20 protein-coding genes and 2 pseudogenes are annotated in these 25,741 nt (G+C 70.0%); 14 read left to right on the top strand and 8 right to left on the bottom strand.

The window, feature by feature from the left end; translation table 11 throughout:
• Nucleotides 1–3: 3 nt before the first annotated feature.
• From ACW5EG_RS16815 to ACW5EG_RS16785, 7 genes are all read right to left on the bottom strand, one after another.
• Nucleotides 4–1,092, bottom strand: coding sequence for an MlaA family lipoprotein (locus ACW5EG_RS16815; protein ID WP_457022446.1), 1,089 nt, complete (start codon nucleotides 1,090–1,092; stop codon nucleotides 4–6).
• 32 nt (nucleotides 1,093–1,124) lie between these two features.
• Nucleotides 1,125–1,412 carry an STAS domain-containing protein gene (locus ACW5EG_RS16810; RefSeq protein WP_457022444.1) on the bottom strand — a complete coding sequence of 96 codons (288 nt, stop codon included), beginning with the start codon at nucleotides 1,410–1,412 and terminating at the stop codon, nucleotides 1,125–1,127.
• Entirely contained in the window at nucleotides 1,412–2,083 is a 672-nt protein-coding gene (locus ACW5EG_RS16805) for an MlaC/ttg2D family ABC transporter substrate-binding protein (RefSeq protein ID WP_457022442.1), read from the bottom strand. The genes ACW5EG_RS16810 and ACW5EG_RS16805 overlap by 1 nt, the downstream gene beginning before the upstream one ends.
• Nucleotides 2,080–2,604: an outer membrane lipid asymmetry maintenance protein MlaD gene (gene mlaD / locus ACW5EG_RS16800; RefSeq protein WP_457022440.1), complete on the bottom strand. Its 525-nt coding sequence runs from the start codon at nucleotides 2,602–2,604 to the stop codon at nucleotides 2,080–2,082. Before mlaD ends, ACW5EG_RS16805 begins: the two co-directional genes overlap by 4 nt.
• Nucleotides 2,605–2,820: 216 nt before the next feature.
• Nucleotides 2,821–3,570, bottom strand: coding sequence for an MlaE family lipid ABC transporter permease subunit (locus ACW5EG_RS16795; protein WP_457020464.1), 750 nt, complete (start codon nucleotides 3,568–3,570; stop codon nucleotides 2,821–2,823).
• Nucleotides 3,570–4,364: an ABC transporter ATP-binding protein gene (locus ACW5EG_RS16790; RefSeq protein WP_457020463.1), complete on the bottom strand. Its 795-nt coding sequence runs from the start codon at nucleotides 4,362–4,364 to the stop codon at nucleotides 3,570–3,572. Before ACW5EG_RS16790 ends, ACW5EG_RS16795 begins: the two co-directional genes overlap by 1 nt.
• Nucleotides 4,365–4,546: 182 nt before the next feature.
• Complete coding sequence (locus ACW5EG_RS16785; protein ID WP_457022438.1) at nucleotides 4,547–5,791, bottom strand: citrate/2-methylcitrate synthase; 1,245 nt, start codon at nucleotides 5,789–5,791, stop codon at nucleotides 4,547–4,549.
• Between the two features lie 97 nt (nucleotides 5,792–5,888).
• Between ACW5EG_RS16785 and prpB the strand changes: the two genes are divergently transcribed.
• The 8 genes and pseudogenes from prpB (at nucleotide 5,889) to ACW5EG_RS16745 (ending at nucleotide 15,408) form a co-directional block, all read left to right on the top strand.
• The gene (gene prpB, locus ACW5EG_RS16780) at nucleotides 5,889–6,785 is read left to right on the top strand and encodes a methylisocitrate lyase (RefSeq protein ID WP_457020461.1); all 897 of its coding nucleotides are present in this window, start codon (nucleotides 5,889–5,891) and stop codon (nucleotides 6,783–6,785) included.
• Nucleotides 6,786–6,966: 181 nt separating this feature from the next.
• On the top strand, nucleotides 6,967–8,124 hold the full coding sequence (gene prpC, locus ACW5EG_RS16775) for a bifunctional 2-methylcitrate synthase/citrate synthase (RefSeq protein WP_457020460.1): 1,158 nt from the start codon (nucleotides 6,967–6,969) through the stop codon (nucleotides 8,122–8,124).
• Between the two features lie 163 nt (nucleotides 8,125–8,287).
• Nucleotides 8,288–10,906: a Fe/S-dependent 2-methylisocitrate dehydratase AcnD gene (acnD, locus tag ACW5EG_RS16770; RefSeq protein ID WP_457022436.1), complete on the top strand. Its 2,619-nt coding sequence runs from the start codon at nucleotides 8,288–8,290 to the stop codon at nucleotides 10,904–10,906.
• Nucleotides 10,907–11,140: 234 nt separating this feature from the next.
• Nucleotides 11,141–11,605 (top strand): SRPBCC family protein, encoded by a 465-nt coding sequence (locus tag ACW5EG_RS16765; RefSeq protein WP_457020458.1) that lies wholly within the window; start codon nucleotides 11,141–11,143, stop codon nucleotides 11,603–11,605.
• A 27-nt stretch (nucleotides 11,606–11,632) separates the two neighbouring features.
• The gene (locus ACW5EG_RS16760; RefSeq protein ID WP_457022435.1) at nucleotides 11,633–12,202 is read left to right on the top strand and encodes a 2'-5' RNA ligase family protein; all 570 of its coding nucleotides are present in this window, start codon (nucleotides 11,633–11,635) and stop codon (nucleotides 12,200–12,202) included.
• A pseudogene (locus ACW5EG_RS16755) lies at nucleotides 12,193–12,543 on the top strand (rhodanese-like domain-containing protein); the annotation flags it as partial. The gene ACW5EG_RS16760 and the pseudogene ACW5EG_RS16755, both read left to right, overlap by 10 nt.
• 66 nt (nucleotides 12,544–12,609) lie before the next feature.
• Nucleotides 12,610–13,806 carry a 2-methylaconitate cis-trans isomerase PrpF gene (gene prpF, locus ACW5EG_RS16750; protein WP_457022450.1) on the top strand — a complete coding sequence of 399 codons (1,197 nt, stop codon included), beginning with the start codon at nucleotides 12,610–12,612 and terminating at the stop codon, nucleotides 13,804–13,806.
• Nucleotides 13,807–13,956: 150 nt separating this feature from the next.
• Nucleotides 13,957–15,408, top strand: coding sequence for a bifunctional 2-methylcitrate dehydratase/aconitate hydratase (locus ACW5EG_RS16745; protein ID WP_457022433.1), 1,452 nt, complete (start codon nucleotides 13,957–13,959; stop codon nucleotides 15,406–15,408).
• Between the two features lie 118 nt (nucleotides 15,409–15,526).
• Here ACW5EG_RS16745 and ACW5EG_RS16740 read toward each other — a convergent pair whose 3' ends face one another.
• Nucleotides 15,527–17,212, bottom strand: coding sequence for a M28 family metallopeptidase (locus ACW5EG_RS16740; protein WP_457022431.1), 1,686 nt, complete (start codon nucleotides 17,210–17,212; stop codon nucleotides 15,527–15,529).
• 452 nt (nucleotides 17,213–17,664) lie between these two features.
• On the opposite strand from ACW5EG_RS16740, the gene ACW5EG_RS16735 reads away from it, so the two are divergent.
• The 6 genes and pseudogenes from ACW5EG_RS16735 (at nucleotide 17,665) to ACW5EG_RS16710 (ending at nucleotide 25,200) form a co-directional block, all read left to right on the top strand.
• The gene (locus ACW5EG_RS16735; RefSeq protein WP_457022429.1) at nucleotides 17,665–18,153 is read left to right on the top strand and encodes a phasin family protein; all 489 of its coding nucleotides are present in this window, start codon (nucleotides 17,665–17,667) and stop codon (nucleotides 18,151–18,153) included.
• A gap of 75 nt (nucleotides 18,154–18,228) precedes the next feature.
• Nucleotides 18,229–19,095, top strand: coding sequence for a universal stress protein (locus ACW5EG_RS16730; RefSeq protein ID WP_457022427.1), 867 nt, complete (start codon nucleotides 18,229–18,231; stop codon nucleotides 19,093–19,095).
• A 184-nt stretch (nucleotides 19,096–19,279) separates the two neighbouring features.
• On the top strand, nucleotides 19,280–20,695 hold the full coding sequence (locus ACW5EG_RS16725; protein ID WP_457020452.1) for a bifunctional enoyl-CoA hydratase/phosphate acetyltransferase: 1,416 nt from the start codon (nucleotides 19,280–19,282) through the stop codon (nucleotides 20,693–20,695).
• Nucleotides 20,696–21,032: 337 nt separating this feature from the next.
• A pseudogene (locus ACW5EG_RS16720) lies at nucleotides 21,033–21,245 on the top strand (MerR family transcriptional regulator); the annotation flags it as partial.
• A 380-nt stretch (nucleotides 21,246–21,625) separates the two neighbouring features.
• Nucleotides 21,626–23,980, top strand: a complete 2,355-nt coding sequence (locus ACW5EG_RS16715; RefSeq protein WP_457022425.1) for a heavy metal translocating P-type ATPase — start codon at nucleotides 21,626–21,628, stop codon at nucleotides 23,978–23,980.
• Nucleotides 23,977–25,200, top strand: coding sequence for an acetate/propionate family kinase (locus ACW5EG_RS16710; protein ID WP_457022423.1), 1,224 nt, complete (start codon nucleotides 23,977–23,979; stop codon nucleotides 25,198–25,200). Before ACW5EG_RS16715 ends, ACW5EG_RS16710 begins: the two co-directional genes overlap by 4 nt.
• Nucleotides 25,201–25,741: the final 541 nt, after the last annotated feature.

Below are 25,741 nucleotides of genomic sequence, written 5' to 3'. Positions count from 1 at the left end.
TGCTCAGGGCGTTGGCGAGAGCGGCACGATCGGCATGACGTCGACCGGAACGGTCGGATTGGCTTCGTCGTCGAGCAGGTAGTCCGGGAGTTCGTCGCCCTCGTCGCCCTCGACGGTGCGGCGGTCGGACTGGATCTGGTAGTTGCGGCGCTGCATCCAGGCATCGCGCACCAGCGCGTAGTCATCGGTGGCGCCCTGGCGCATGGCATCGAGCGCGAACAGCTGGGTGCGCAGGTCCACCAGCTGCAGGCCCTGCAGGAAGTATCGGGTGCCGTCGTCCTCGATCTGGCGCGTGGGCGACAGCGGTGCATCACCGACCAGGCCGAAGGTGTCGCGCAGGGTGCGCGGACCGAACAGCGGCAGCACGAGGTAGCGCGAGTTGGTCCAGCCCCACACGCCCAGCGTCTGCCCGAAGTCCTCGCTGCGGTTGGGGATGTTGACGGCGGTGGCCGGGTCGAACAGGCCACCGATGCCGATCGTGGTGTTGAGCAGGAAACGCCCCAGCGAATGCCCGGCCTGCTGCGGCCGGCCCTGCAGCAGCGCGTTGAGCGCGCTCACCGGTTGGCCGAGGTTGTTGAAGAAGTTGCCCACGCCCAGGCGCACCGGGCGCGGCACGACCTGCATGTAGGCGCGGGCCAGCGGCGTGGCGACGGTGCGGTCGACGGCGTTGTTGAAGCTGTGGACCCTGCGGTTCCAGTTCTCCCAGGGGTCGTAGCTGGCCGGCATTTGCGCCGGCGCCGGCAGGTTCGGATCGGCGATCGGGTCGTAGGGCGATACGCCGTAGATCGAGGCGTAGTCGAGTTCGGCCTGGGTCGCCGGTACCTGCGTTGCCGGGTCGGGCCCGGGCGCCTCCTGCCCGGCCGCAAGCGCGGCGATGGACGTGGCAGGATCCGCGGCCACGGCATCCGCAGCCAACGCGGTCGTACCTGCGGTCGCGTCGCCCGGCGTTGCTGTGGCCGGGGCTGTCGCGTCGGCCGGTGCGAGCAGTGCGCCCGTGTTGGTCGTCGCGCGCGTGCCGCCACCGCCGGCACAGGCGGCAAGCAGCAGCGGCAGGAGCAGCAGGGGCAGACGCAGGCGTGGGGAAAGGCGCATTGGAACGGTCCGTCGAAAGTGTGGCGCGGACGTCATGCCCGCGCGAATGCCAGGGTGGGGGACAGCCGGTAGGCCCGGCGCAGGCCGTCGAGCCCCGGGGGATCGCCGATGACGGCCACGCCGTCGGCACGCTGCGCCAGTTCCACCAGCAGGGCCAGGCCGGCGCTGTCGACCGATGACACCGCTGACAGATCGAAGCGTTCCGCGCCCGCAGCCATGCGCATGGCCTGCGGCCAGAGCGCGGCCACGGCCTCGCGCAAGAGCGCGCCGGCGAAGGCCAGCGTGGTCCCGTCGCGATGCATCGTGGCGGCTGCCGGCATCAGTTGGTGCCGGCGTCGGCCGCGATCTGGCCGTCGCGCAGTTCCTTCGCCACCTGGGCGATGGACTTGCGCTGCAGCTCGCTGTCGAACTGCTGGCGGAAGGTCTGCACGAACGACACCCCCTCGACCATCACGTCGAACACGCGCCAGCCGTCGCCGCCACGGCGCAGCAGGTAGTCGACCGGGATCGGCTCGCCGCCCTGGCGCAGCAGTTCGCTGGACACCTTGACGCCCAGCCCGCGCGGCAGCGCAGTCTCGGACTTGATGCGCACGCGCAGGCGGGTGTTGAAGTCGATCAGGGACGAGCCGTAGCGGCGCATCAGGTTGTCGGCAAGCGCGTCGCCGAAGGCCTTGATGTCGGCGTCCGAGGCGCCGCGGCCGTGGCGGCCGAGCACCTGGCGCGCGGCATAGTCGCGGTCGAACATGGTGTTGAACTCGCCGCTGACGAAGCGCTGCAGGGCGGCGCGGTCGCGGGTGAACTCGTCGCGGCGCGCGTCCAGCGTTTCCAGCACGCGCCTGGAGTTATCGAGCACCAGCTCGCTGGGCGAGCCCTGCATCTTCGCCGCGGCGGAGGATGCTGCGGGCGCCTGGGCCAGGGACAGGGCCGGCGCGGCGGCTAGCAGGCTGGCGGCAAGCGCCAGGGACAGCAGATTGCGGGGAGTGCGGATCATGGGGTCGTTCCTTCTTCCGGAGCGGGGGGCGCGGGCTGCGCATCACCGGGCGCGGCATTGTCGCCGCCGCCGCTGAACATGTACTTGCCGACCATCTGCATCAGGTCCACCGCCGGCGTGGTGAACACCAGTTCCTCGCCCGGCTTGAACACTTCCATGTCGCCGCCGGGCTGCAGGCCGACAAAGCTTTCGCCCAGCAGGCCGCCGGTGAGGATGCCGGCCGAGGTGTCGATCGGGATCTCGTTGAAGCGGCTGTCGATGGCCAGGGTGACGATGGAGTCGAACTTGACTGGATCAAGGTCGATGTTCGACACCCGGCCGATGGTGACGCCGCCGATCTTGACCGGCGCATTGGGGCGCAGCTGGCCAATCTGGGTGAAGCGCGCGGTGATCTCGTAGCTGTCGCGCGACAGGCCGAAGCGGCCGTTGGTGGAGGCGACGGCCAGCACCAGCAGCGAGGCCAGCGCCAGCACGAGGAAGGCGCCGACGGCGAATTCGAGACGGGGGCCGCGACTGCTCATGCGGAGTGCTCCAGTTGGGCGGGGTGCATGGCCGCGCTGCGGGCGAGGGCGCTGTCATTTCGACCGCAGGGAGAAATCTCCCCAGCGGCTGCGGATAACGCAGATCCCTCACTTCGTTCGGGATGACAGCGGCAGGACGCGTAACCGCGGATGGATGCGTGGCGGAATGTGGACATGGTCGGGAGCTTCATCTGGATGGACCGTGGTGGATCCGGTCTAGCGGAACAGGAACGCCGACAGCACGAAGTTGAACATCAGCACCAGCAGCGAGGCGTTGACCACCGCGCGCGTGGTGGCGATCGAAGTGCCCTCGATGGTCGGCTCGGCGTGGTAGCCGACATACGAGGCCACCAGCGCGGCGGTGCCGCCGAACACGGCGGCCTTGGCGAAGGCGGGGATGAAGTCGCTGCGGAAGTCGACGGCATCCTTCATCGCCTGCCAGAAGGTGCCGTTGTCGATGCCCAGCACCTGCACCGCCTGGAACCAGCTGGCGGCGATGGCGAAGCTGGCGAAGAAGCCGACCAGCAGCGGCACGGTCAGCACCGCCGCCCAGAAGCGCGGCGCGACCGCCTTGCCGACCGGGTCGATCGCCATCAGGCCGAGCGCGGTGATCTGGTCGGTGGCGCGCATCAGGCCGAGTTCGGCGGCGATCGAGGAACCGGCGCGGCCGATGAACAGCAGCGCGGTCAGCACCGGCGCCAGTTCGCGGTACAGGCCCAGGCCGATCAGCACGCTGACCTGGTTGGCCGCGCCGTAGGTTTCCAGCGCGCGAAAGCCGAGCAGGGTCAGCGACAGGCCGACGAAGGCGCCGCCCACGGCGATGATCGGCAGCGAGCGCGCGCCGACCTTGTAGATCTCGCGGACGAGCTCGGCGAACAGGTCGGCGCTGGGCTTGGATGCGCGCAGCACCGACAGCGAGAACAGGCCGGCGCGCCCAACCGAGCGCAGGGCCTGGACCAGCGCCATCACGCCGCCTCCGTGCGGGGGGCACTGTCGAAGGCGATCGGACCATCCGGTTCGCCGCGCAGGAACTGGCGCAGCAGCGGATCGTCACTGGCCTGCAGCTGGTCGGGCGTGCCGGAAAACACGATGCCGCCGTTGGCGATCACCACCGCGCGGTCGGCGATGGGCAGGGTCTCGCGCACGTGGTGGGTGACGATGATGCTGGTCAGGCCGAGGCGGTCGTTGAGTTCGGACACCAGGTTCATGATCACGCCCGAGGCGATCGGGTCCAGGCCGGTGAGCGGCTCGTCGTAGACCATCAGCGGCGGGTCGAGTGCGATTGCCCGCGCCAGCGCGACGCGACGCGCCATGCCGCCGGACAGCTCACGCGGGTACAGGTCGCCGGCCGAGCGCAGGCCCACCGCATGCAGCTTCATTTCCACCAGCCGGTCGATCACCTCGCGCGGCAGCCTGGTGTGCGTGCGCAGCGGCAGGGCGATGTTCTCGGCGGCGGTGAGGTCGGTGAGCAGGCCGTTGCCCTGCAGCAGCACGCCGATCGACTTGCGCAGCTCGAGCAGGTCGCGCTTGCGCTGCGGCACCGTCCGCCCGAACACCTGCACGGTGCCGGAGGTCGGCGCGAGCTCGCCGGTGAGCGCGGCCAGCAGGGTGGACTTGCCGCTGCCCGACGGGCCGAGCACTGCGGTCACGCTGCCGCGCGGCACCGACAGGTCGATGCCGGACAGGATCGTGCGCCCGCCACGGTCCAGGCGGACAGCGTCGAAGCGCACGGCGGTGGTGTCGTTGGGGGCGTCGATCATGGGGCGCGGCGAGGGCCGACAGCTCGAAAGCATGGCCGAAGGCGGCTGAACCCTGCCGGAGCCGTAACCCGCGGCGTGGCGTAGGGCAGTCCAGACAAACAGCCGGCTCCAGGCCTAGCTGCCATCCACCGACAGGCGCCCGCGGTGGCTCCGCGACGCCGTTGCCGATCCGGCGTCCGCCGTTACGGCACCGCCGCATCCGCCTCCGGCATCACCCCGTTGTACTGCGCGCGCGGCCTGATCAGGCCGCCGGCTTCCTGCTGCTCCTGCGCGTGCGCCAGCCAGCCGGCCAGGCGTCCGGCGGCGAACATCGCCAGCGCGGGGGCGGCGGGCTGTCCGTGCACGTAGCAGATCGCGGCGAGCATGCCGTCGATATTGGGCAGGCGGCCGCTGCTGTCGGCGGCGGCGGCGACCAGGGCATCGACGTGGGCCATGCGTGGATCGCCCCCGCGATATCGGCGCAGCATCGCCAGCAGCTCGGCGCCGCGGGGGTCGCCGTCGGGATACAGCACGTGGTGGAAGCCGGGCAGCTCGTCGCCGCGGCGCCAGCGCTCGCCGATGAAGGCGGCGGGCGAATCGGCTGCGGCGGCATCGGCGATGAGCGCGTAGGCGCGCGCCGTGGCGCCGCCGTGGCGCGGGCCCGACAGCGCGGACAGGCCGGCGCAGACGGTGGCGTGCAGGTGCGCGCCGGTGGAGGCGACCACGCGCGCGGCAAAGGCCGAGACGTTGAGCTCGTGATCGGCGCACAGCACCAGGGCCGCGCGCACCAGGTCGGCGAAGGCGGCGTCGCCCGGCCGCCAGGCATCGGCCAGCAAGCGGTGCACCGGGCGCGCGTCGGGGGTGGCGGCCACCAACAGGGCGGCGTTCTGGCGCAGCAGGGTCGCCGCGACCCGGCGCCGGGCCGCCGGCGCGGCGCTGAGCGAATCGCGCTCGTCCACCGCCAGCAGCGGGATCGCGGCCATCGCGCGCTTGAGCGCCGGCAGCGAGGCATCGGCCGCGATCGGCGCCACCCGTGCCGGCCAGTCCGCCGAGGGTGCGGGGTCGAAGGGATCCTGGTCGCCGCAGTCCCAGAGCAGGCGCGCGGCGTCTTCGAGGGTGGCACCGGCGCGCACCATCGCCACCGCCGAGCGGCCGCGGTAGTAAGGGCTGTCGGGGCGGATCAGCGAGATTGCCGTCTCCATCACCGGCAGGCCGCGGTCCAGGCTTTGCGCGGCCCCGCGCGCGGCGCCGCGCCCGGCCTTCTTGCGCTGGGCCAGGCGCTCCACATCGCGCTGCAGGTAGACGCGGCTGCGATGGTCCGGCCCGGGCCGCGACTCGATCAGCCCGCGGCTGACGTAGGCGTAGAGCGTGGCGGGGCTGATCCCGAGCCGGGCGCAGACCTCGCGTGCGGGAATCAGGTCGGCATCGGTGGGCGTGGGCTTGGGCATGGCTCAGCTTGATCCGTTCAATCAAGATTGATCAACCCGACGAAGAGTGCCACATTGCCCGCATCCGGGAAATCCCCGCCGCAGCACGCAGGCCGCCATGTCCACCCAGTCCGTCATCGCTTCCCCCGGCGCGCGCTTCCGCGCCGCCCTCGCGGCCGAATCGCCGCTGCAGGTGATTGGCGCGATCAACGCCAACCACGCGCTGCTGGCCAGGCGCGCCGGCTACCGGGCGATCTACCTGTCCGGCGGCGGCGTCGCGGCCGGCTCGCTGGGCCTGCCCGACCTCGGCATCAACACGCTCGAGGACGTGCTGATCGACGTGCGCCGCATCACCGATGTCTGCGACCTGCCGCTGATGGTCGACATCGACACCGGCTTCGGCCCCAGCGCCTTCAACATCGAGCGCACGGTGAAGTCGCTGATCAAGGCCGGCGCGGCCGCCTGCCATATCGAGGACCAGGTCGGCGCCAAGCGCTGCGGCCATCGCCCGGGCAAGGAGATCGTGAGCCAGGGCGAGATGGCCGACCGGGTCAAGGCGGCCGCAGATGCCAAGACCGATCCGGACTTCTTCCTGATCGCGCGCACCGACGCGATCCAGGTCGACGGCGTGGACGCGGCGATCGAGCGCGCCATCGCCTGCGTCGAGGCCGGCGCCGACGGCATCTTCGCCGAGGCCGCCTACGACCTCGACACCTACCGCCGCTTCGTCGATGCGGTGCAGGTGCCGGTACTGGCCAACATCACCGAGTTCGGAAGCACGCCGTTGTTCACGCGCGACGAGTTGGCTTCGGCCGGCGTTGCCATCCAGCTGTATCCGCTGTCGGCGTTCCGCGCCATGAACAAGGCGGCCGAGAACGTGTACGAGGCGATCCGCCGCGACGGCCACCAGAAGGCGGTGGTCGACACCATGCAGACGCGCGAGGAGCTGTACGAGCGCATCGGCTACCACGACTTCGAGCGCAGGCTCGACGCCCTGTTCGCAGCGAAAAAATGAGCCAGTGGCGGCCGCTGCAGCGTTGGTCGGCCGGCGGGCCGGACGTGGCACAGGCCCCGTCCGGCAACCTCCGGCGCGTTCTGGCGCGGCGCGATCGCCGCTTCGATCCTTTCAACGCAGCGTCCGCCCGCAGGCGGACATGCATCCGGCAACACGCGCCACGCAGTCCAGGAGACCACCCATGAGCGACGCCACTCCCGCCACGCCGTTCAAGCCGAAGAAATCCGTCGCGCTGTCCGGCACCGCCGCCGGCAATACCGCGCTGTGCACGGTCGGCCGCAGCGGCAACGACCTGGCCTATCGCGGCTACGACATCCTCGACCTGGCCACCACCTCCGAGTTCGAGGAGGTCGCGCACCTGCTGGTCCACGGCAAGCTGCCCAACGCCGCCGAGCTGGGCGCCTACCGGCGCAAGCTGAAGTCGCTGCGCGGGATCCCCGCCGCGGTCAAGGCGGCGCTGGAGGAACTGCCGCCGTCGGCGCATCCGATGGACGTGATGCGCACCGGCGTGTCGGTGCTCGGCTGCGTGCAGCCCGAAGCGGTGGACCACAACCATCCGGGCGCGCGCGACATCGCCGACAAGCTGATGGCCTCGCTGGGCTCGATGCTGCTGTACTGGTACCACTGGAGCCACAACGGGCGCGCGATCGACGTCGAGACCGACGACGATTCGATCGGCGGCCACTTCCTGCACCTGCTGCACGGCGCGCCGCCGCCCGAGTCCTGGGTGCGCGCGATGCACACCTCGCTGATCCTCTACGCCGAGCACGAGTTCAATGCCTCGACCTTCACCGCGCGGGTCATCGCCGGCACCGGCAGCGACATGCATTCGTGCATCACCGGCGCGATCGGTGCGCTGCGTGGCCCCAAGCACGGCGGCGCCAACGAGGTGGCGTTCGAGATCCAGAAGCGCTACGACTCACCCGACGACGCCGAAGCCGACATCCGCGCGCGCGTCGATCGCAAGGAAGTGGTGATCGGCTTCGGACACCCGGTCTACACCACCGGCGACCCGCGCAACGAGGTGATCAAGACCGTGGCGCGCGAGCTGTCCGACGAGCAGCGCAGCCGCAGGATGTACGACATCGCCGAGCGCCTGGAAACGGTGATGTGGGACATCAAGAAGATGTTCCCCAACCTCGACTGGTTCAGCGCGGTGAGCTACCACATGATGGGCGTGCCGACGGCGATGTTCACGCCGCTGTTCGTGATCGCCCGCACCAGCGGCTGGAGCGCGCACGTCATCGAGCAGCGCATCGACGGCAAGATCATCCGCCCCAGCGCCAACTACACCGGGCCGGAGGACCAGACCTTCGTGCCGATCGATCAGCGCCCCTGATCCATCGCTTCGCTCCCTCCTCCGCCTGCGGGGGAGGGCTGGGGTGGGGGCAGGCAGTATCGATTCCGCATCCGCGCCTGCGGCGCGCCCCCATCGCCCTTCGGGCACTTCCCCCGCAAGCGGGGGAAGGGAAATGCCCGCTCCAGACACCGAGTCGCCAGCCATGAACAGCCAGCACCGCAAACCCCTCCCCGGCACTTCGCTCGACTGGTTCGACGCGCGCGAAGCCGTCGAGGCGATCCAGCCGGGTGCCTGGGCCACGCTGCCTTACACCGCGCGCGTGCATGCCGAGAACATCCTGCGCCGCGCCGAGCCCGCGCGCATCGGCGACTACCTGGTGCAGCTCATCGAGCGTCGCCGCGACCTGGACTTTCCGTGGTTCCCGGCGCGCGTGGTCTGCCACGACATCCTCGGCCAGACCGCGCTGGTCGACCTGGCCGGCCTGCGCGATGCGATCGCCGAGCAGGGTGGCGACCCCGCCCAGGTCAATCCGGTGGTGCCGGTGCAGCTGATCGTCGACCACTCGCTGGCGGTGGAATGCGGCGGCTTCGATCCGGACGCGTTCACCAGGAACCGCGCGATCGAGGACCGCCGCAACGAGGATCGTTTCCACTTCATCGACTGGACGAAGCAGGCATTCCGCAACGTCGACGTGATCCCGCCGGGCAACGGGATCATGCACCAGATCAACCTGGAGAAGATGTCGCCGGTGGTCTACGTGCAGGATGGCGTGGCCTTTCCCGACACCTGCGTCGGCACCGACTCGCATACCCCGCACGTCGATGCGCTGGGCGTGATCGCGATCGGCGTGGGCGGGCTTGAAGCCGAGAGCGTGATGCTGGGCCGCGCCTCGTGGATGCGCACGCCGGAAATGGCCGGCGTCGAGCTGTCGGGACGTCCCGCGCCAGGCATCACCGCCACCGACGTGGTGCTCGCGCTGACCGAATTCCTGCGCCAGTCGAAGGTGGTCGGTGCCTATCTCGAGTTCCGCGGGCCGGGCGCGGCGGCGCTCACCGTCGGCGACCGCGCCACGATCTCGAACATGGCGCCCGAGTACGGCGCAACCGCGGCGATGTTCTTCATCGACGACAACACGCTCGACTACCTGCGCCTGACCGGGCGCACCGACGAGCAGGTCGCGCTGGTCGAGACCTATGCGCGGGTCGCCGGCCTGTGGGCCGACGACCTCGCGCAGGCGCAGTACGAACGCACCCTGCACTTCGACCTCTCGAGCGTCGTGCGCAACATGGCCGGCCCGTCCAATCCGCATCGCCGCCTGCCGACCAGCGCGCTGGCCGAGCGCGGCATCGCCGACGGCACCAAGCTCGAAGCCGGCAAGGCCGAGGAAGCGCAAGGCCTGATGCCCGATGGCGCGGTGATCATCGCCGCCATCACCAGCTGCACCAATACCTCCAATCCGCGCAACGTGATCGCCGCCGCACTGCTGGCGCGCAACGCCAACGCGCGTGGCATGGTGCGCAAGCCCTGGGTCAAGACCTCGCTGGCGCCGGGCTCAAAGGCGGTGCAGCTGTATCTGGAGGAATCGGGCCTGCTGCCGGAGCTCGAGACGCTGGGCTTCGGCATCGTCGGCTTCGCCTGCACCACCTGCAACGGCATGAGCGGCGCGCTGGATCCGGCGATCCAGCAGGAAATCATCGAGCGCGACCTGTACGCCACCGCCGTGCTCAGCGGCAACCGCAACTTCGACGGTCGCATCCATCCCTACGCCAAGCAGGCCTTCCTCGCCTCGCCGCCGCTGGTGATCGCCTATGCCATCGCAGGCACGGTGCGCTTCGACATCGAGAAGGACGCACTGGGTTTCGACGCCAACGGCGAGCCGGTCACGCTCAAGGACCTGTGGCCCAGCGACGAGGAGATCGACGCGGTGGTCAAGGCCAGCGTCAAGCCCGAGCAGTACCGCGCCGTGTACGGACCGATGTTCAAGCTGCGGGTCGAGTCGGGCGAAACGGTCAGCCCGCTCTACGACTGGCGTCCGATGAGCACCTACATCCGCCGTCCGCCGTACTGGGAAGGCGCGCTGGCCGGCGAACGCACGCTGCGCGGCATGCGCGCGCTGGCGGTGCTGGGCGACAACATCACCACCGACCACCTCTCGCCATCGAACGCGATCATGGCCAACAGCGCGGCCGGCGAATACCTGACCAAGATGGGCCTGCCCGAGGAGGACTTCAATTCCTACGCAACCCACCGCGGCGACCACCTCACCGCGCAGCGCGCCACCTTCGCCAACCCCAAGCTGCTCAACGAGATGGTGCGCGACGCCGACGGCAGCGTGGTGCAGGGCTCGCTGGCGCGACTGGAACCCGAAGGCGAGGTGATGCGCATGTGGGAGGTGATCGAGACCTACATGCAGCGCAAGCAGCCGCTGGTCATCATCGCCGGCGCCGACTACGGCCAGGGCAGCTCGCGCGATTGGGCGGCCAAGGGCGTACGCCTGGCGGGCGTGGAGGCGATCGCGGCCGAGGGCTTCGAGCGCATCCACCGCACCAACCTGGTCGGCATGGGCGTGCTGCCGCTGGAGTTCCAGCCGGGCACCACGCGGTTGACGCTCGGGCTCGACGGAACCGAAACCTTCGACGTGCTCGGCACCCCCGCGCCGGAGGCGGAGCTGACGCTGGTGATCCGACGCAGGAACGGCGAACGGGTCGAGGTGCCGGTGACCTGCCGCCTGGATTCGGACGAGGAAGCGGCCATCTACGAGGCGGGCGGCGTGCTGCAGCGTTTCGCCCAGGATTTCCTGGCGGCGTCGAAGGCCGCTTAAGGCAATGCTGAGAAAGTCCGGTTTTTCATTCCGAACGCAGTGAGAAGCGCCTTACAACGGAGAAGCCGGTCAATCTCGGGAAATCAACGGCATGGATTGACCAGCTCCGCTCTTGTAACGGCTCTCGCTACGCTCCAAATGACAGTTTCGGCGTTGCCCTAACGGTCGATCCAGATGTCGAACAGGAAGTGGGATATTCGTCGTAACGGTACCCAGCCCAAGAGGACACCGAACATGACCGACGCCGCGACTTCCGGAACCGTCCGCCTGCACCGCATCCTCGCCGCGCCGCCCGAGCGGGTGTACCGCGCGTTCACCGACGCCGACGCGCTGGTGCGCTGGCTTCCGCCCTACGGCTTCACTGCGACGATGCATGAGTTCCAGGCGGGTGTCGGCGGCGGCTACCGCATGTCGTTCACCAATTTCGGCACCGGATCGAGCCATGCGTTCACGGTGAAGTTCGTCGAGTTGGTCGAGAACGCGTTGATCCGCCACACCGACACCTTCGACAGCCCCGACCTGCCCGGCGAGATGCAGGTCACGGTCACGCTGAAGAAGAGCAGCGCCGGCACCGACCTGCAGATCGAGCAGGCCGGCATTCCCGCCGCGATTCCCACTGACATGTGCTATCTGGGCTGGCGCGATTCGCTGGAGATGCTGGCGAAGCTGGTCGAACCCGAAATCCCGGACGGTGGCTGAGCGATGGAGGCCGGATGCCTGGTGCTGATGGCACGTCCGCCCGCGGAGACGGCGGGCCTGATGGACGCGGTCCTGCCGGCGCTGGGACTGGATGCCGGCAGCGACCGCTGGCCTGCCGGCAACCTGCACCAGTCGTTCTCGTCCGGCGACCCGGCTGATCGCGAACCGGCGCTGCGACGGGTGCTGGAGCAGGTCCACGCGCCCGCCTTCGACCTGCTGTTCAACCGGGTCAGCCTGGGCGATCGCTGGCTGCTGCGCGCCCAGGGGGTGCCGCCCGGTTTCGCCGGGCTGCTCGCCGAGGTGCGCGCGGCCATGGAGGCCGAAGGCGTCGGTGACGACAGTGGCCATACGCCGCATGTGACGCTGTGCTACTTCCCGCCGTACGTGCAGGAAGGCACGCGCTGGTTGCTGTCCCCGATCCGGTGGCGCGTCGACGCGATCGAGCTGGTCGCCGTCGCCCACCACCCGTACCGGTACCGGACGCTGGCGCGACAGCCGCTGCCGTCGCCGCCGCAGGGCGAGTTGTTCGACGCGCCGCTTCCGCATCACCACGCATTTCCACAACGCACAGCAGCGCAGGACACCCCATGGGACTGAAGAAGGGCATCAGGCAACTGGTCGCGGACGCCAACGCGCGCATCGCCACGATCCCGGTGGAGGACGCGAAGGCGCTGCTTGGCGATACAGGCGTGCAGTTCGTCGACATCCGCGACGTACGCGAACTCGAACGCGAAGGCATGGTGCCCGGCGCCTTCCACGCGCCGCGCGGGATGCTCGAGTTCTGGGCCGATCCCGACAGTCCATACTTCAAGCCGGTGTTCGGCCAGGATCGGCGCTTCGTCCTGTACTGCCAGTCGGGCTGGCGCTCGGCGCTGGCGGCGGCGGCGCTGCAGGACATGGGCCTGGAGCGCGTGGCGCATGTCGCCGGCGGCTTCAATGGCTGGAAGGCGGGGAGTGGGGAGGTCGCGCAGAAGGCGTCGCGCGCGCCGGCGGCGGGCGGGCAACTGCGCATTCCCGCGACCTACATGCGTGGCGGCACGTCCAAGGGCGTGTTCTTCCGGCTGGAGGACCTCCCCGAAGCCGCACGCGTGCCCGGCCAGGCGCGCGACCGGCTGTTCCAGCGGGTCATCGGTTCGCCGGACCCCTACGGCAAGCAGACCGACGGCATGGGCGGGGCGACCTCGAGCACCAGCAAGTGCGTGATCGTCTCGCGCGCGACGGTGCCCGACCACGATGTGGACTATCTGTACGGCCAGGTGTCGATCGACAGTGCCTTCGTCGACTGGAGCGGCAACTGCGGCAACCTGTCGTCGGCGGTGGGTCCGTTCGCGATCGCGAACGGCATGCTCGATCCGGCGCGCGTGCCGGAGAACGGCATGTGCACGGTGCGCATCTGGCAGGTCAACATCGGCAAGACCATCGTCGCGCACGTGCCGATCGTGGGAGGCCAGGTGCAGGAAACCGGTGATTTCGAACTCGATGGCGTGACCTTCCCGGCGGCGGAAATCGTGCTCGAGTTCCTCGATCCTTCCGACAAGCCTGCCCCCGCGGCGGCGGGGGGCGAGGCGGGCGGCGCGATGTTTCCCACCGGCAACCTGGTCGACACGCTAGAGGTCCCCGGCATCGGGCCGCTGCAGGCGACGATGATCAGCGCCGGCATTCCCACCGTCTTCGTCGATGCCGCCGACATCGGCTTTGATGGCACCGAGCTGCAGCCGGCGATCAACGACGATCGCGCCGCGCTGGCCAGGCTCGAGGCGATCCGCGTCGCGGCCGCGTTACGCATGGGCCTGATCAAGGCGCCGGAGGAAGCTCTGACGCGCCAGCACACGCCCAAGGTCGCCTTCGTCGCACCGCCGAAGGACTACGTCGCGTCCAGCGGCAAGGCGATCGGCGCCGGCGACATCGACCTCAACGTGCGCGCGCTGTCGATGGGCAAACTGCACCACGCGATGATGGGCACGGCCTCGGTGGCGGTCGCGACCGCAGCGGCGGTGCCGGGCACCCTGGTCAACCTGGCCGCAGGCGGCGGCAGCCGCGACGCCGTGCGCTTTGGCCATCCCTCTGGCACGCTGCAGGTCGGCGCATCGGTGGCCGAGGTCGACGGCCGCTGGTCCGTCACCCGCGCGGTGATGAGCCGCAGTGCCCGCGTGCTGATGGAAGGCCAGGTGCGGGTTCCGGCCGATACCCTGGACGCCTGAAGGCGCCTCGACGCAATGCGCCACCTGCGTGTGACGCACGCGGCGAACACCTCGCGTTAACCACCAGCCGCGAAGCATGGCCTGCACACCCCGTGATCACCCGGGGTCCAACGACGCACGCGTGCGCGCGTCGCCTGGAGGCGCCCGGACATGACCCACCCCATCGACAACATCCGCCCGGACTGGGACCGGGAGCTGGTCGACATCGTCGACTACGTGCGCGACGCGCGCATCGACAGCGATCTGGCCTGGCAGACCGCGCGCCACATCCTGGTCGACTCGCTCGGCTGCGCGCTGGAGGCGCTGGCGTATCCGGCCTGCGCCCGGCTGCTCGGGCCGATCGTGCCGGGCACCACGGTGCCGCACGGCGCACGCGTGCCGGGGACGCAGTTGCAGCTCGACCCGGTGCAGGCGGCGTTCTGCATCGGCGCGACGATCCGCTGGCTGGACTTCAACGACACCTGGCTGGCCGCGGAGTGGGGCCATCCGTCCGACAACCTCGGCGGCATCCTGGCCGTCGCCGACTGGCTCAGCCGGGAAGCGGTGGCCGCGGGCAGGCCGCCGCTGCCGATGCGCCGGGTGCTGGAGGCGATCATCAAGGCGCACGAGATCCAGGGCGTGATCGCGCTGGAGAACGCCTTCAACCGGGTCGGGCTGGACCACGTGGTGCTGGTGAAGGTGGCCTCGACCGCGGTGGTCTCATGGCTGCTCGGCCTGGACCGCGCGCAGATGCTGGCGGCGCTGTCGCTGGCCTGGGTGGACGGACAGAGCCTGCGCACCTATCGGCATGCGCCCAACACCGGCTCGCGCAAGAGCTGGGCGGCGGGCGATGCCACCAGCCGCGCGGTGCGCCTTGCTCTGATCGCGCGCAGCGGCGAGATGGGATATCCCTCGGCGCTGACTGCCAGGACCTGGGGCTTCTACGACGTGTCCTTCGGCGGCAGGCCGTTCGTGTTCCAGCGCCCGTACGGCAGCTACGTGGCCGAGAACGTGCTGTTCAAGGTCAGCTTCCCGGCCGAATTCCACGGCCAGACCGCGGTCGAGGCGGCGATGCTGCTGCATGACCGGCTGGCCGCACTGGGCCGCAGCGTGCAGGACATTGGGCAGATCACCATCCGCACCCACGAGGCCTGCCTGCGCATCATCGACAAGCAGGGGCCGCTGGACAATCCGGCCGATCGCGACCACTGCATCCAGTACATGGTCGCGGTGGCGCTGGTGTTCGGCCGCCTGACTGCCGCCGACTACGAGGATGCGGTCGCCGCCGACCCGCGCATCGACGCGCTGCGCGCGAAGATCGCCTGCGTCGAGGATCCGCAGTTCACCCGCGATTACCACGATCCGGACAAGCGCAGTATCGCGAATGCGCTGACGGTCGAGTTCGACGACGGCGTCGTGCTCGATGAGGTACTGGTCGAGTATCCGCTCGGCCACCGGCGACGGCGCGCGGAGGGCATTCCGCTGCTGGAGGCCAAGTTCCGCGACAGCCTGGACAGGCGCTTTCCGGCGGCGCGGCAGCAAGCGATCCTGGACGCCTCGTTCGACCACGCCGCGCTGCTGGCGATGCCGGTGCACGAGTACATCGACCTGTACGTGGCATAGGACCTGGCGCTCGCACGCGGGGGTCAGGGACGGCATGCGCTGCCTGTGTGGAAGTGCCGGGTCAGGCGATAGGCGGGGCTGAAGCGTAGGTCGCCGCCTCGACAGACCCCTTCCTGTGTCAGTCCCGCGCCGCGCCAAACCTTTCGCCGAAGAAGTCCCCCGGCTTCCAGCGCGGCCGCTGCGCTGCATCGCCGACGAGCTGCCCGATGCGCGCATTGAGTCGCGCCATGCGTGCCGCGTCGCCATACTGGATCGGCAGGTCGATCTGGTCGCAGGGCTGGTGGTAGCAGTTGCGCAGGAACCAGGTCGTCGCCAGCTTCGGGTCCTGGTCGGGATTGGCGCCGACCACGCCGCCCATCAGGTAGACGGCGGGAATCCCGGCGCGCACGAACGCGTACTGGTCGCTGCGCACGAACACCACTTCCTCCGGGAACGGGTCGGGCGACAGCGCCACGCCGATCTCCTCCGCCGCCGCCTGCAGCACGGCATCGAGCGTGGAATGCGCCACGCCGACCGGCACCACGTCGGTGGTGGGCGCGGTGAGCACCGGCATGTCGAGGTTGATGTTGGCCACCAGGCTGCCGTCGACCGATGGATGGCGCGCGAACCATTCCGCGCCCAGCAGGCCTTTTTCCTCGGCGGTCAGCGCGACGAACAGCAGCGAGCGCTTCGGCGCCGGCGCGGCCGCGAACTCGCGCGCGGCCTCCAGCATGATCGCCACGCCCAGCGCGTTGTCGAGCGCGCCGTTGTAGACCGTGTCGCCATCGACCGCCGTGCCGGTGCCGATGTGGTCCAGGTGCGCGGTGTAGACGACATGCTCGGCCGCCAGCGCCGGATCGCTGCCGGCGATGCGCCCAACCACGTTGGACGATTGCACCGGCTCGATCCGGCTGCGGCCGGCCAGGCGCAGCGTGCCGGGCAGGGCGAAGCCCTTGAGTTCGCCCGCGTGTGCGGCGTCGAACAGCTGCGCCGCGCTGCGGTCGCTGCCTTCGAACAGCGCGTCCGCCGCCGCGGCGCTGACCACCGCGGTCGCGCGCAGCTGCGGCCAGGTGTCGATGCCGCGCCCGTCCGCATCGCGCAGGCGCATCGCCGGCCTGTCGATGTGCTGCACCGCGCGCGACCACGGGGAGCGCACCTCGTCGTCCACGGTGTTGACGAACACCGCGCCCACCGCGCCGCGCGCGACCACGTTGCGCAGCTTCTCGCGCTGCGACGAATGGAACGCGCGCTGGGTGTCGCCGAAGGTGCCCGGTGCGCCGCCGAACATCACCGCAATCCGGCCGTCGAGGTCGAGCCCGGCGAAATCGTCATGGCCCAGCTCCGGCGCGTGTACGGCCTGGCCGACAAACACCGCCGGCGCCTCGAGCGAGGATTCGGGGCGGTTGAAGTTCACCCCGGGCAGGAACTGGTCACGGAACGCCAGCGCGGTGACGCGGCCATCGCGCTCGATCTCCAGGCGCGCGCCATCGCTGAGCAGGGTGGCCTGCAGCAGCGGCACGGCCTGCAACCAGCCGCCGTCGTCGCCCCCCGGCAGCAGGCCTATCTCCGCGTAGCGGGCAGCCACATAGTCGGCCGCGCGGTCGTAGCCGGCCGTGCCGGTTTCCCGGCCCTCCATGGCGTCGTCGGCGAGGGCGACGACATCGGCTTCGATGCGCTGGCCGGCGGCGGTCTCGTTGGGCGGTTTTGGCGTGGCCGGCGGCGCAGGGGTGGCCGCGTCGTCGGCGGGCGGCGACGGCGCCCGCTGGCAGGCGGCGCAGGCGATGCAGATCGACAACAGCAGGGTCGCGGTGTGACGAAGGGACATGCAGGGACTCCGGAGGCTGGGCGGACGCTAGCATCGGGCTGCGGCGGGGGACAACCGGGTGGTGCGGCGGCCGGACCGGGATCTCTCCCTTCGGTCGAGATGACAAGGTCTGCCGAAACGGCAGGTTCTGTCGAGATGGCAGGTTCAGCCGAAATGACAAGTTCAGCCGAAATGACAAGTTCAGCCGAAATGACAAATTCAGTCGAAATGACAGATTCGCGGTCGATGACCTTGTTCTGGCCTGCTGTCATGTCGACCGCAGGGAGACATCTTCTCTGCCCCGCAACGAAGCCGCCTCTATGATGGCGCGGATGGCGGCTTGACCATGGTCAATGCCGTCCACCGCCGCGGCGGCCACCCTTGCAGCCATGAGTGGCCACCGCACATGCGCCGTCGCCCGCGCACAGTGGCGATGGCCCTTTTTTCCGGACATCGACCTGTGAGGTGACGACATGGACAAGACTTCCAATCTCCCGATGGCGCTGTGGAAGGCCAACCTGGACCTGCAGACGCGGCTCGGCCGCCTGCTGCAGGAAGGCGGCCAGCAGTGGCTGGAACAGGGCACGCGCGCGGCCGGCGAGAGCGCCGCGGAATTCCAGGCGCAGGCGAGCAAGCTGCTGCAGGCCGGCGACTGGCAGGCGCTGGCGGCGCTGCCCATGGAAACCTTCTGGCGCCAGGCCGGGCAGCCCGTGGGCGATGGCAAGGCGGCCGCGCAGGCATCGCTGCAGGCCCAGGAAGGCTTCGTCGGCGGCCTGGCCGAGGCGCTGCAGGAATGGCAGCGGGACCTGGCCAAGGCCTGGGCCGTGGCCGGGATCGACGCCGGCGCCGTGCCGGGCATCCCCGGATCCTGGGACACGATGATGTCGAACCTGGAACAGGGCATCGCGGCCATGATGCCGGCCGGGACAGGCAAGACGGGTCCGCGCAAGCGTAGTGGCTGAGCCCGCGCGGGCTGCGTCGAAGGGCGACGCGGCGGTCCATGGCAGGATCGACGGTCACGCAAGGGGAGTTCCCGCATGACCGCATCCATCGCCGAGGCCAGCCTGTTGCTGGCCACCGACCTGTCGCCGCGCTGCGACCGCGCCACCGACCGCGCCATCGCGCTGGCGCGCGGTGGCCGCGGACGCGCCGTCGCCGCCACGGTGGTGGAACCGTTCGAGCGCTCCGAACGCAACGTGCCGCGCCACGACCTGCCCGGCTGGTACAGCGAGCCGACCGACGCGCAGCTTGCGCGCGGCCGCCTGGAGCGCGAGTTCGCTTCCGGTGTGCGCCCCTGGGAAGTGAGCGTCGGCGAAGGTGCGGCCGGCGAACACGTGGCGAACCTGCTCGACGCGATGGGCGAGGCGCTGGTGGTCACCGGCCCGGTGCGCAGCGGCGCGATGGGGCCGGCGGTGCTGGGCTCGACCATCGACCGCCTGCTGCGCCGCCCCGGCACGACCCTGCTGATGGTCAACGAGCGCGTGCACCGGCCCTATCGCCGCCTGCTGCTGGCCAGCGATTTTTCCGACGCCTGCCGGGTCGCGCTGCAGCGTGCCCGCGCGCTGTTTCCGGGCGCGGACATGACCGTGCTGCACGGTTACGGCGTGCCGATGCTGGGCCTGCTCGACACCACCCGCGACCAGGCCTTGGCCGACACCGGCGCCCAGCTGCGCGAGGAAGGCCGCGCCTTCCTGCGCGAGGCCGGGCTCGACGATGGCGTCGAGCTGCTGGTCGAACATGGCGATCCGGCGCGGCTGGTGCAGCAGTACGTCGACAGCGTCGGCGCGGACCTCGTGGTGCTGGGCACCCATGGCCGCGGCGCCATCCATGAGCTGGTGGTAGGCAGCGTCGCGCGGCGGATGCTGACCACGGTCAGCGCGGACATGCTGGTGGTACGGGGGTGATGGTTCCGGAAAAAGCGCCCCCCTCCCAACCTCCCCCCGCGAGCGGAGGGAGGAGCCAAGAGCGTGCGGCTCCGGCCTTGCTCCCTCCTCCGCATGCGGGGGAGGGTCGGGGTGGGGGCCACCGGCGCCCGCTCACGCCACCCCTCCACGCCACCCTCCAACGCCCCACCCCATGATGTCCCGCATGAAACCTGACCACGACCTCCGCATCCTCCGCAACCGCATCTTCGACGAGCTCGCCGTTGGCGATACCGCCAGCATCGAGCGCACGCTCGCGCAGCAGGACATCCAGCTGTTCGCGGTGATGTCTGGGGACGTCAATCCCACCCACATCGACCCCGACTTCGCCGCATCCACCCGCCACAGCGGCGTGATCGCGCACGGCATGTGGGGCGGCGCGCTGATCTCGGCGGTGCTGGGCACGCGCCTGCCCGGCCCGGGTACGGTCTACCTCGGTCAGACCCTGCGCTTCCTGGCGCCGGTCAAGCTGGGCGACAAGCTCACCGTGCAGGTCACGGTGACGGCACTGGAGCCGGAGACGCGCTGCGTCACCCTGGCCTGCACCTGCACCAATCAGGCCGGCAAGCGGGTGATCGAAGGCGAGGCCCAGGTGATCGCGCCCGACGAGCGCATCGAGCGCGCGCGCACCGCGCTGCCGGAGATCCGCCTCGACGTTGCCGGCAACGATGGCCTTGAAAGACTGCTGGCGCACGTCGCGCCGCTGGAGCCGATCCGTGTGGCGGTGGTGCATCCCTGCGACGCGCTGAGCCTGGCGGGCGCGATCGATGCGCGCGATGCCGGCCTGATCGTACCGGTGCTGGTGGCGCCGCGCGCGCGCCTGCAGGCCGCGGCCGATGAGGCCGGCATCGACCTGTCGGGCCTGGAAATCGAGGACGTGCCGCACAGCCACGCCGCCGCAGCGCGCGCGGCCGAGCTTGCGCGCGAGGGCAAGGTCGAGGCGTTGATGAAGGGCAGCCTGCACACCGACGAGCTGATGATGGCGGTGGTGTCTTCGGCCTCGGGACTGCGCACGAAGCGCCGCGTCAGCCACTGCTTCGTGCTGCAGACGCCGCACTACCCGCGCCCGTTCATCGTCACCGATGCGGCGATCAATCTCGCGCCTGACCTCGCGCAGAAGGCCGACATCGTGCGCAACGCGATCGAGCTGGCGCACGTGATCGGCGTGGCGAATCCAAAGGTCGCGATCCTGGCCGCAGTCGAGACCGTGACCCCGACCATGCCGGCCACGCTGGACGCCGCCGCGTTGTGCAAGATGGCCGACCGCGGCCAGATCGAGGGCGGCGTGCTCGACGGCCCGCTGGCCTTCGACAACGCCGTCTCCATCGCCGCCGCGCGCACCAAGGGCATCGTGTCCGAGGTCGCGGGCCAGGCCGACATCCTGGTGGTGCCGGACCTGGAAAGCGGCAACATGCTGGCCAAGCAGATCATGTACATGGGCGATGCGGCCAGCGCCGGCATCGTGATGGGCGCCAAGGTGCCGGTGGTGCTGACCAGCCGCGCCGACTCGCGCGAATCGCGCCTGGCCTCGTGCGCGATCGCGCTGATGCTGGCGCACCGCTACCGCGACAGTCCGCCGTGAGGTGCCAGCGGACATCGACCCGCCCCGACAGCGACTTGGCGCCCAGTGTGTCAGCCCGATCGCACTCCAGCCTGTTATCTGGACCGTCTCCCAGCCTGTCATCTCGACCGAAGGGAGAGATCTCCGGCCGGACAAACAGATCTCTCCCTGCGGTCGAGATGACAGCGTGTCGCGATGTCGTCCTCCCCAACGCTGCCGGCGCATTGTTGCGGAATGACGCCGTGCCGGGCGGCACGAAGCGACGCATGTTCGGCGTCGGGCGAGCCCGTGCCTTGACTCTAGACCCGGGTCCAGGGTGCAGACTGGCGTCCCGCATCGGAGATCGGCCATGACCAGCATGAGCATCGGCCAAGTCGCACAGCAGGCCGGCGTCGCCATCGACACCGTGCGCTACTACGAGCGCAGCGCGCTGCTGTCGCCGGCCGGGCGCCTCGCCTCGGGCTACCGCCGCTACGGACCCACCGAGCTCAAGCGACTGCGCTTCATCCGCCGCGCCAAGGCGCTGGGGTTCTCGCTGGAGGACATCCGCGAACTGCTCGCGCTGGGCGAGGGTTGCATCGACCCGTCTCGACCGTCTCCCAGCCTGTCATCTCGACCGCAGAGAGATATCTCCGGCCGGACAAACAGATCTCTCCCTGCGGTCGAGATGACAGAACAGAGCGCGATGACAGAACAGAGCGGGATGACAGAACAGAGCGCGACGACAATACAGAGTGAGATGACAAAGCGCAGCGCGGCAAAGACGACAGCACAGAGCGATGTCGCGGCCGTCAAACGCGCGGCACAGCGGCGCCTCGACGACGTCGAAGCGCGCATCGCAGAACTCGAGCGCATGCGCGACGGCCTCCGCACGCTGGTCGCCGCCTGTCCCGGGCACGGCCGTGCAGACGCCTGCCCGATCCTCAATGCGCTGGCAGGGGACGAACCGGCATGAGCGACACGACACGGCCCACGGACACCAGCGCGAACGCGGCGCTGCACGACCCCGTCTGCGGCATGACGGTGAAGCCCGACTCCCCGCACCGTGTCGAACACGCCGATCGCACCTGGCGCTTCTGCAGCGCGCGCTGCGCGACGAAGTTCGCCGCCGACCCGGCGCGTTACGACGGCAGGACACCGCCACCGGACGCCGGCCACGAAGAGCCCGCACCGCCGGGCACCATGTACTTCTGCCCGATGGATCCCGAGATCCGCCAGGACCACCCCGGCATCTGCCCCAAGTGCGGCATGGCGCTGGAGCCGGAAATCCCGAGTCTGGAAGAGGGCGACAACCCCGAGCTGCGTGATTTCTCGCGCCGCTTCTGGTGGACCCTGCCGTTCACCGCGATCGTGTTCGTGCTCGGCATGTTCGGCCACCAGCTGCGGCTGATGGACATGGCCACGCAGAGCTGGGTGGAGCTGGTGCTGTCCACGCCGGTGGTGCTGTGGGCCGGCGCGCCGTTCTTCGTGCGCGGCTGGCAGTCGATCCGCAACGCCAGCCCCAACATGTGGACCCTGATCTCGCTGGGCACCGGCGCGGCCTATGCCTACAGCGTGGTCGCGACCGTTGCGCCAGGCGTGTTCCCGGACTCGTTCGCGTCGATGGGCCGGGTGTCGGTGTACTTCGAAGCCGCGGCGGTGATCGTCTCGCTCACCCTGTTCGGCCAGCTGCTCGAACTGAAAGCACGCGCGCAGACCTCGGCCGCGATCCGCTCGCTGCTGGGCCTGGCGCCCAAGACCGCGCGGCGGCTGCGCGACGACGGCGGCGAGGAGGACGTACCGCTCGAACACGTGCACGTCGGCGACCGCCTGCGCGTGCGCCCCGGCGAGAAGGTGCCGGTCGACGCGCTGGTGCTCGAAGGCGGCAGCGCGGTCGACGAGTCGATGCTCACCGGCGAGCCGCTGCCGGTACGCAAGGGCCCGGGTGACCGCGTGATCGGCGCCACCCTCAACACCTCCGGCGCGCTGGTGGTGCAGGCCGAACGCGTGGGATCGCAGACCCTGCTGGCGCGCATCGTGCAGATGGTGGCGCAGGCGCAGCGCTCGAAGGCGCCGATGCAGCGCCTGGCCGATGTGGTCGCTGGCCGCTTCGTGGTCGGCGTGGTGGCGGTGGCGGTCATCGCGTTTTTCGCCTGGGGCCTGTTCGGCCCGGAACCGGGCTGGGTGTATGGCCTGATCAACGCGGTTGCGGTGCTGATCATCGCCTGCCCCTGCGCGCTGGGACTGGCCACGCCGATGTCGGTGATGGTCGCCACCGGCCGCGGCGCCACGCTGGGCGTGCTGTTCCGCGACGCCGCCGCGATCGAGCGGCTGCGCGATGTGGACACGCTGATCGTCGACAAGACCGGCACCCTCACCGAAGGCCGCCCCGCCTTCAACGAGGCGGTCGGCACCGGCGGCTTCGACGCCGACACCGTGCTGCGCCTGGCCGCCAGCCTCGACCAGGGCAGCGAACATCCGCTGGCCGATGCGATCGTGGCCGCGGCGCGCGAACGCGGCATCGCGCTGTCGCCGGTCGAAGGTTTCGAATCGACCTCCGGCATCGGCGTGCGCGGTAACGTCGAAGGTCATCAGCTCGCGCTCGGCAATACCGCGCTGATGCGCGACACCGGCGTGGATCCGTCGCCGCTGGCCGCACGCGCCGAAGCGCTGCGCGGGCAGGGCGCCAGCGTCATGCACCTGGCGGTGGACGGCGTGCTGGCCGGGCTGCTGGCGGTGTCCGACCCGGTCAAGTCCAGTACGCCCGAGGCCATCGCCGGCCTGCACGCGGCCGGCCTGCGCATCGTGATGGCTACCGGCGACGGCTTGACCACGGCGCATGCGGTGGCCACGACGCTCGGCATCGACGAGGTGCATGGCGAAGTCCGTCCCGAAGACAAGCTGGCCCTGGTCGAAGCGCTGCAGGCGCAGGGCCGGGTGGTGGCGATGGCCGGTGATGGCATCAACGACGCGCCTGCGCTGGCGCGCGCCGATGTCGGCATTGCCATGGGCACCGGCACCGACGTCGCCATGGACAGCGCCCAGGTCACCCTGGTCAAGGGCGACCTGCGCGGTATAGCGACGGCGCGCGCGCTGTCGCAGGCCACCGTGTCCAACATGCGCCAGAACCTGCTGTTCGCCCTGGTCTACAACGCGCTGGGCGTGCCGATCGCCGCCGGCGTGCTGTATCCGTTCACTGGGCTGCTGCTGTCGCCGATGATCGCGGCGGTGGCGATGAGCTTCAGCTCGGCCTCGGTGGTGTTCAACGCGCTGCGCCTGCGCGGCCGACGCCTCACCCTCCCTGCGCCACAGGAACCCCCTGCATGAGCCCGCGCCACGCCGACCGCTATCCCACCCGCGGCGAGCTGGTGCTGGTGCTCAACTGCGGCTCGTCGAGCATCAAGTTCGCGTTGTTCGACGCCGGCCAGGATCCGCTGCCGCGCACGCCGGCGTGGAACGGCAAGGTGCAGGGCATCGGCGGACCTTCGCCGACCTACGGCGAAACCGGCATCGAGGCTGCGCCGCTGTCGCTGGACGCGGCGCATCCCTACCTCTCTGCGCTGCAGCGCATCCGCGAAGGCGTGGTCGCGCGCCTGGGCGGACGGCGATTGGCGGCGGTCACGCATCGCGTCGTGCATGGCGGCAGCCGCTACGCCGCGCCGGTGCGCATCGATGCCGGCGTGCTTGAAGACCTGAAGGAATACATCCCGCTGGCGCCGCTGCACCAGCCCTTCGCGCTGGAAGCCATCGAGATCCTGCTGCACGAGCGCCCCGACATCCCGCAGGTCGCCTGCTTCGACACCGGCTTCCACCACACCCTGCCGGACGTGGAGAAGATCCTGCCGCTGCCCTGGGATGCCTGGCAGCGCGGCCTGCGCCGCTACGGCTTCCACGGGCTGTCCTACGAATACATGGCCACCGCCCTGCCCGAACGTCACGGCGAACTCGCGAACGGCCGCGTGGTTGTCGCGCACCTGGGCAGCGGCGCCAGCCTGTGCGCGATGCAGGGCCTGCAAAGCGTGGCCACCACCATGGGCTTCTCCGCGCTCGACGGGCTGATGATGGGCACCCGCACCGGCGCGCTCGATCCGGGCGCGCTGCTGTACCTGATGGAGATCGAGAAGCTCTCGCTGGAGGAGGTGGGCCAGATGCTCTACCACCGCTCCGGCCTGCTCGGCGTGTCGGGCATCTCGTCCGAACCGCGCGTGATCGTGCGCCACGAAGCCGACGCAGGCGAACCCGGCGAACGCGCGCGCCTCGCGCTCGACCTGTACGTGCGCCGCATCGTGCGCGAGACCGCCGCGATGGCCGCGGTACTGGGCGGGCTCGACCTGCTGGTGTTCACCGCCGGCGTCGGCGAGCACAACGCCTTCGTGCGCGAACGCGTGTGCCGCGACCTCGCCTTCCTCGGCGTTGCGCTGGATCAAGGCGCCAATGACGCGAACGCGCCGATCATCTCCAGCGACGGCAGCCGCGTGCGCGTGGGCGTGGAGCCGACCAACGAGGAATGGGTGGCCGCGCGCGACGCGCTGCGGGTGCTGGGTTGAGTGGTCGCAGCCGAGTTCGTGCCGGTCGCCGAGAGACGCATGGCCGCCTCGACGCGACTCTGACCACGGGCAGCGACCGCCAGCAGACGCAAGCGCGTGACCGGCACACCCCCGAGCGCACGGATCGTACACGCCAGAGCTAGGGATATGCCCCGGACATCCAATGCAGATGCCACCGCCTGTGCGTGAACTGCCGTGTTTCTGATGCGACTGAGATCGAACGCCGTTCAATGGGCGCAGCAGCATATCCGCGCCGCCGTCACAGATACGCCGGCGCCCATGCCGCCATATCCAATTGAATCGGCCTCCTTGCGGGCATATCACGGGAAGCCCCGAAGGCGAACGACAGTCCCTACTCGCCTAAGCCAATGATTCCCGGAAAGTAACTCGATTGACTCAAACATCTGGCCAGCGCAAAGTCGGCGCTACGCCCCGCGGAGGGGCCTACTCGTTGTTAGGCAGAAAAGAGCACTGCCCCGTCGCCTCGGGGAGAAGCCTGACACGAGAAAGCGTACTTGCCTGATTGACCCCATCGGCCCAG

It is taken from the genome of Luteimonas sp. A611, assembly GCF_054072715.1.
The sequence above is the reverse complement of the archived record's forward strand: the minus strand, read 5'-3'. Positions and strand labels throughout refer to the sequence as shown.

Bases quoted from the DNA above. Each gene is read 5' to 3' on its own strand.
- ACW5EG_RS16815 (WP_457022446.1), bottom strand. From the start codon at position 1,092: ATGCGCCTTTCCCCACGCCTGCGTCTGCCCCTGCTGCTCCTGCCGCTG.
- ACW5EG_RS16810 (WP_457022444.1), bottom strand. From the start codon at position 1,412: ATGCCGGCAGCCGCCACGATGCATCGCGACGGGACCACGCTGGCCTTC.
- ACW5EG_RS16805 (WP_457022442.1), bottom strand. From the start codon at position 2,083: ATGATCCGCACTCCCCGCAATCTGCTGTCCCTGGCGCTTGCCGCCAGC.
- mlaD (WP_457022440.1), bottom strand. From the start codon at position 2,604: ATGAGCAGTCGCGGCCCCCGTCTCGAATTCGCCGTCGGCGCCTTCCTC.
- ACW5EG_RS16795 (WP_457020464.1), bottom strand. From the start codon at position 3,570: ATGGCGCTGGTCCAGGCCCTGCGCTCGGTTGGGCGCGCCGGCCTGTTC.
- ACW5EG_RS16790 (WP_457020463.1), bottom strand. From the start codon at position 4,364: ATGATCGACGCCCCCAACGACACCACCGCCGTGCGCTTCGACGCTGTC.
- ACW5EG_RS16785 (WP_457022438.1), bottom strand. From the start codon at position 5,791: ATGCCCAAGCCCACGCCCACCGATGCCGACCTGATTCCCGCACGCGAG.
- prpB (WP_457020461.1), top strand. From the start codon at position 5,889: ATGTCCACCCAGTCCGTCATCGCTTCCCCCGGCGCGCGCTTCCGCGCC.
- prpC (WP_457020460.1), top strand. From the start codon at position 6,967: ATGAGCGACGCCACTCCCGCCACGCCGTTCAAGCCGAAGAAATCCGTC.
- acnD (WP_457022436.1), top strand. From the start codon at position 8,288: ATGAACAGCCAGCACCGCAAACCCCTCCCCGGCACTTCGCTCGACTGG.
- ACW5EG_RS16765 (WP_457020458.1), top strand. From the start codon at position 11,141: ATGACCGACGCCGCGACTTCCGGAACCGTCCGCCTGCACCGCATCCTC.
- ACW5EG_RS16760 (WP_457022435.1), top strand. From the start codon at position 11,633: ATGGCACGTCCGCCCGCGGAGACGGCGGGCCTGATGGACGCGGTCCTG.
- ACW5EG_RS16745 (WP_457022433.1), top strand. From the start codon at position 13,957: ATGACCCACCCCATCGACAACATCCGCCCGGACTGGGACCGGGAGCTG.
- ACW5EG_RS16740 (WP_457022431.1), bottom strand. From the start codon at position 17,212: ATGTCCCTTCGTCACACCGCGACCCTGCTGTTGTCGATCTGCATCGCC.
- ACW5EG_RS16735 (WP_457022429.1), top strand. From the start codon at position 17,665: ATGGACAAGACTTCCAATCTCCCGATGGCGCTGTGGAAGGCCAACCTG.
- ACW5EG_RS16730 (WP_457022427.1), top strand. From the start codon at position 18,229: ATGACCGCATCCATCGCCGAGGCCAGCCTGTTGCTGGCCACCGACCTG.
- ACW5EG_RS16725 (WP_457020452.1), top strand. From the start codon at position 19,280: ATGAAACCTGACCACGACCTCCGCATCCTCCGCAACCGCATCTTCGAC.
- ACW5EG_RS16715 (WP_457022425.1), top strand. From the start codon at position 21,626: ATGAGCGACACGACACGGCCCACGGACACCAGCGCGAACGCGGCGCTG.
- ACW5EG_RS16710 (WP_457022423.1), top strand. From the start codon at position 23,977: ATGAGCCCGCGCCACGCCGACCGCTATCCCACCCGCGGCGAGCTGGTG.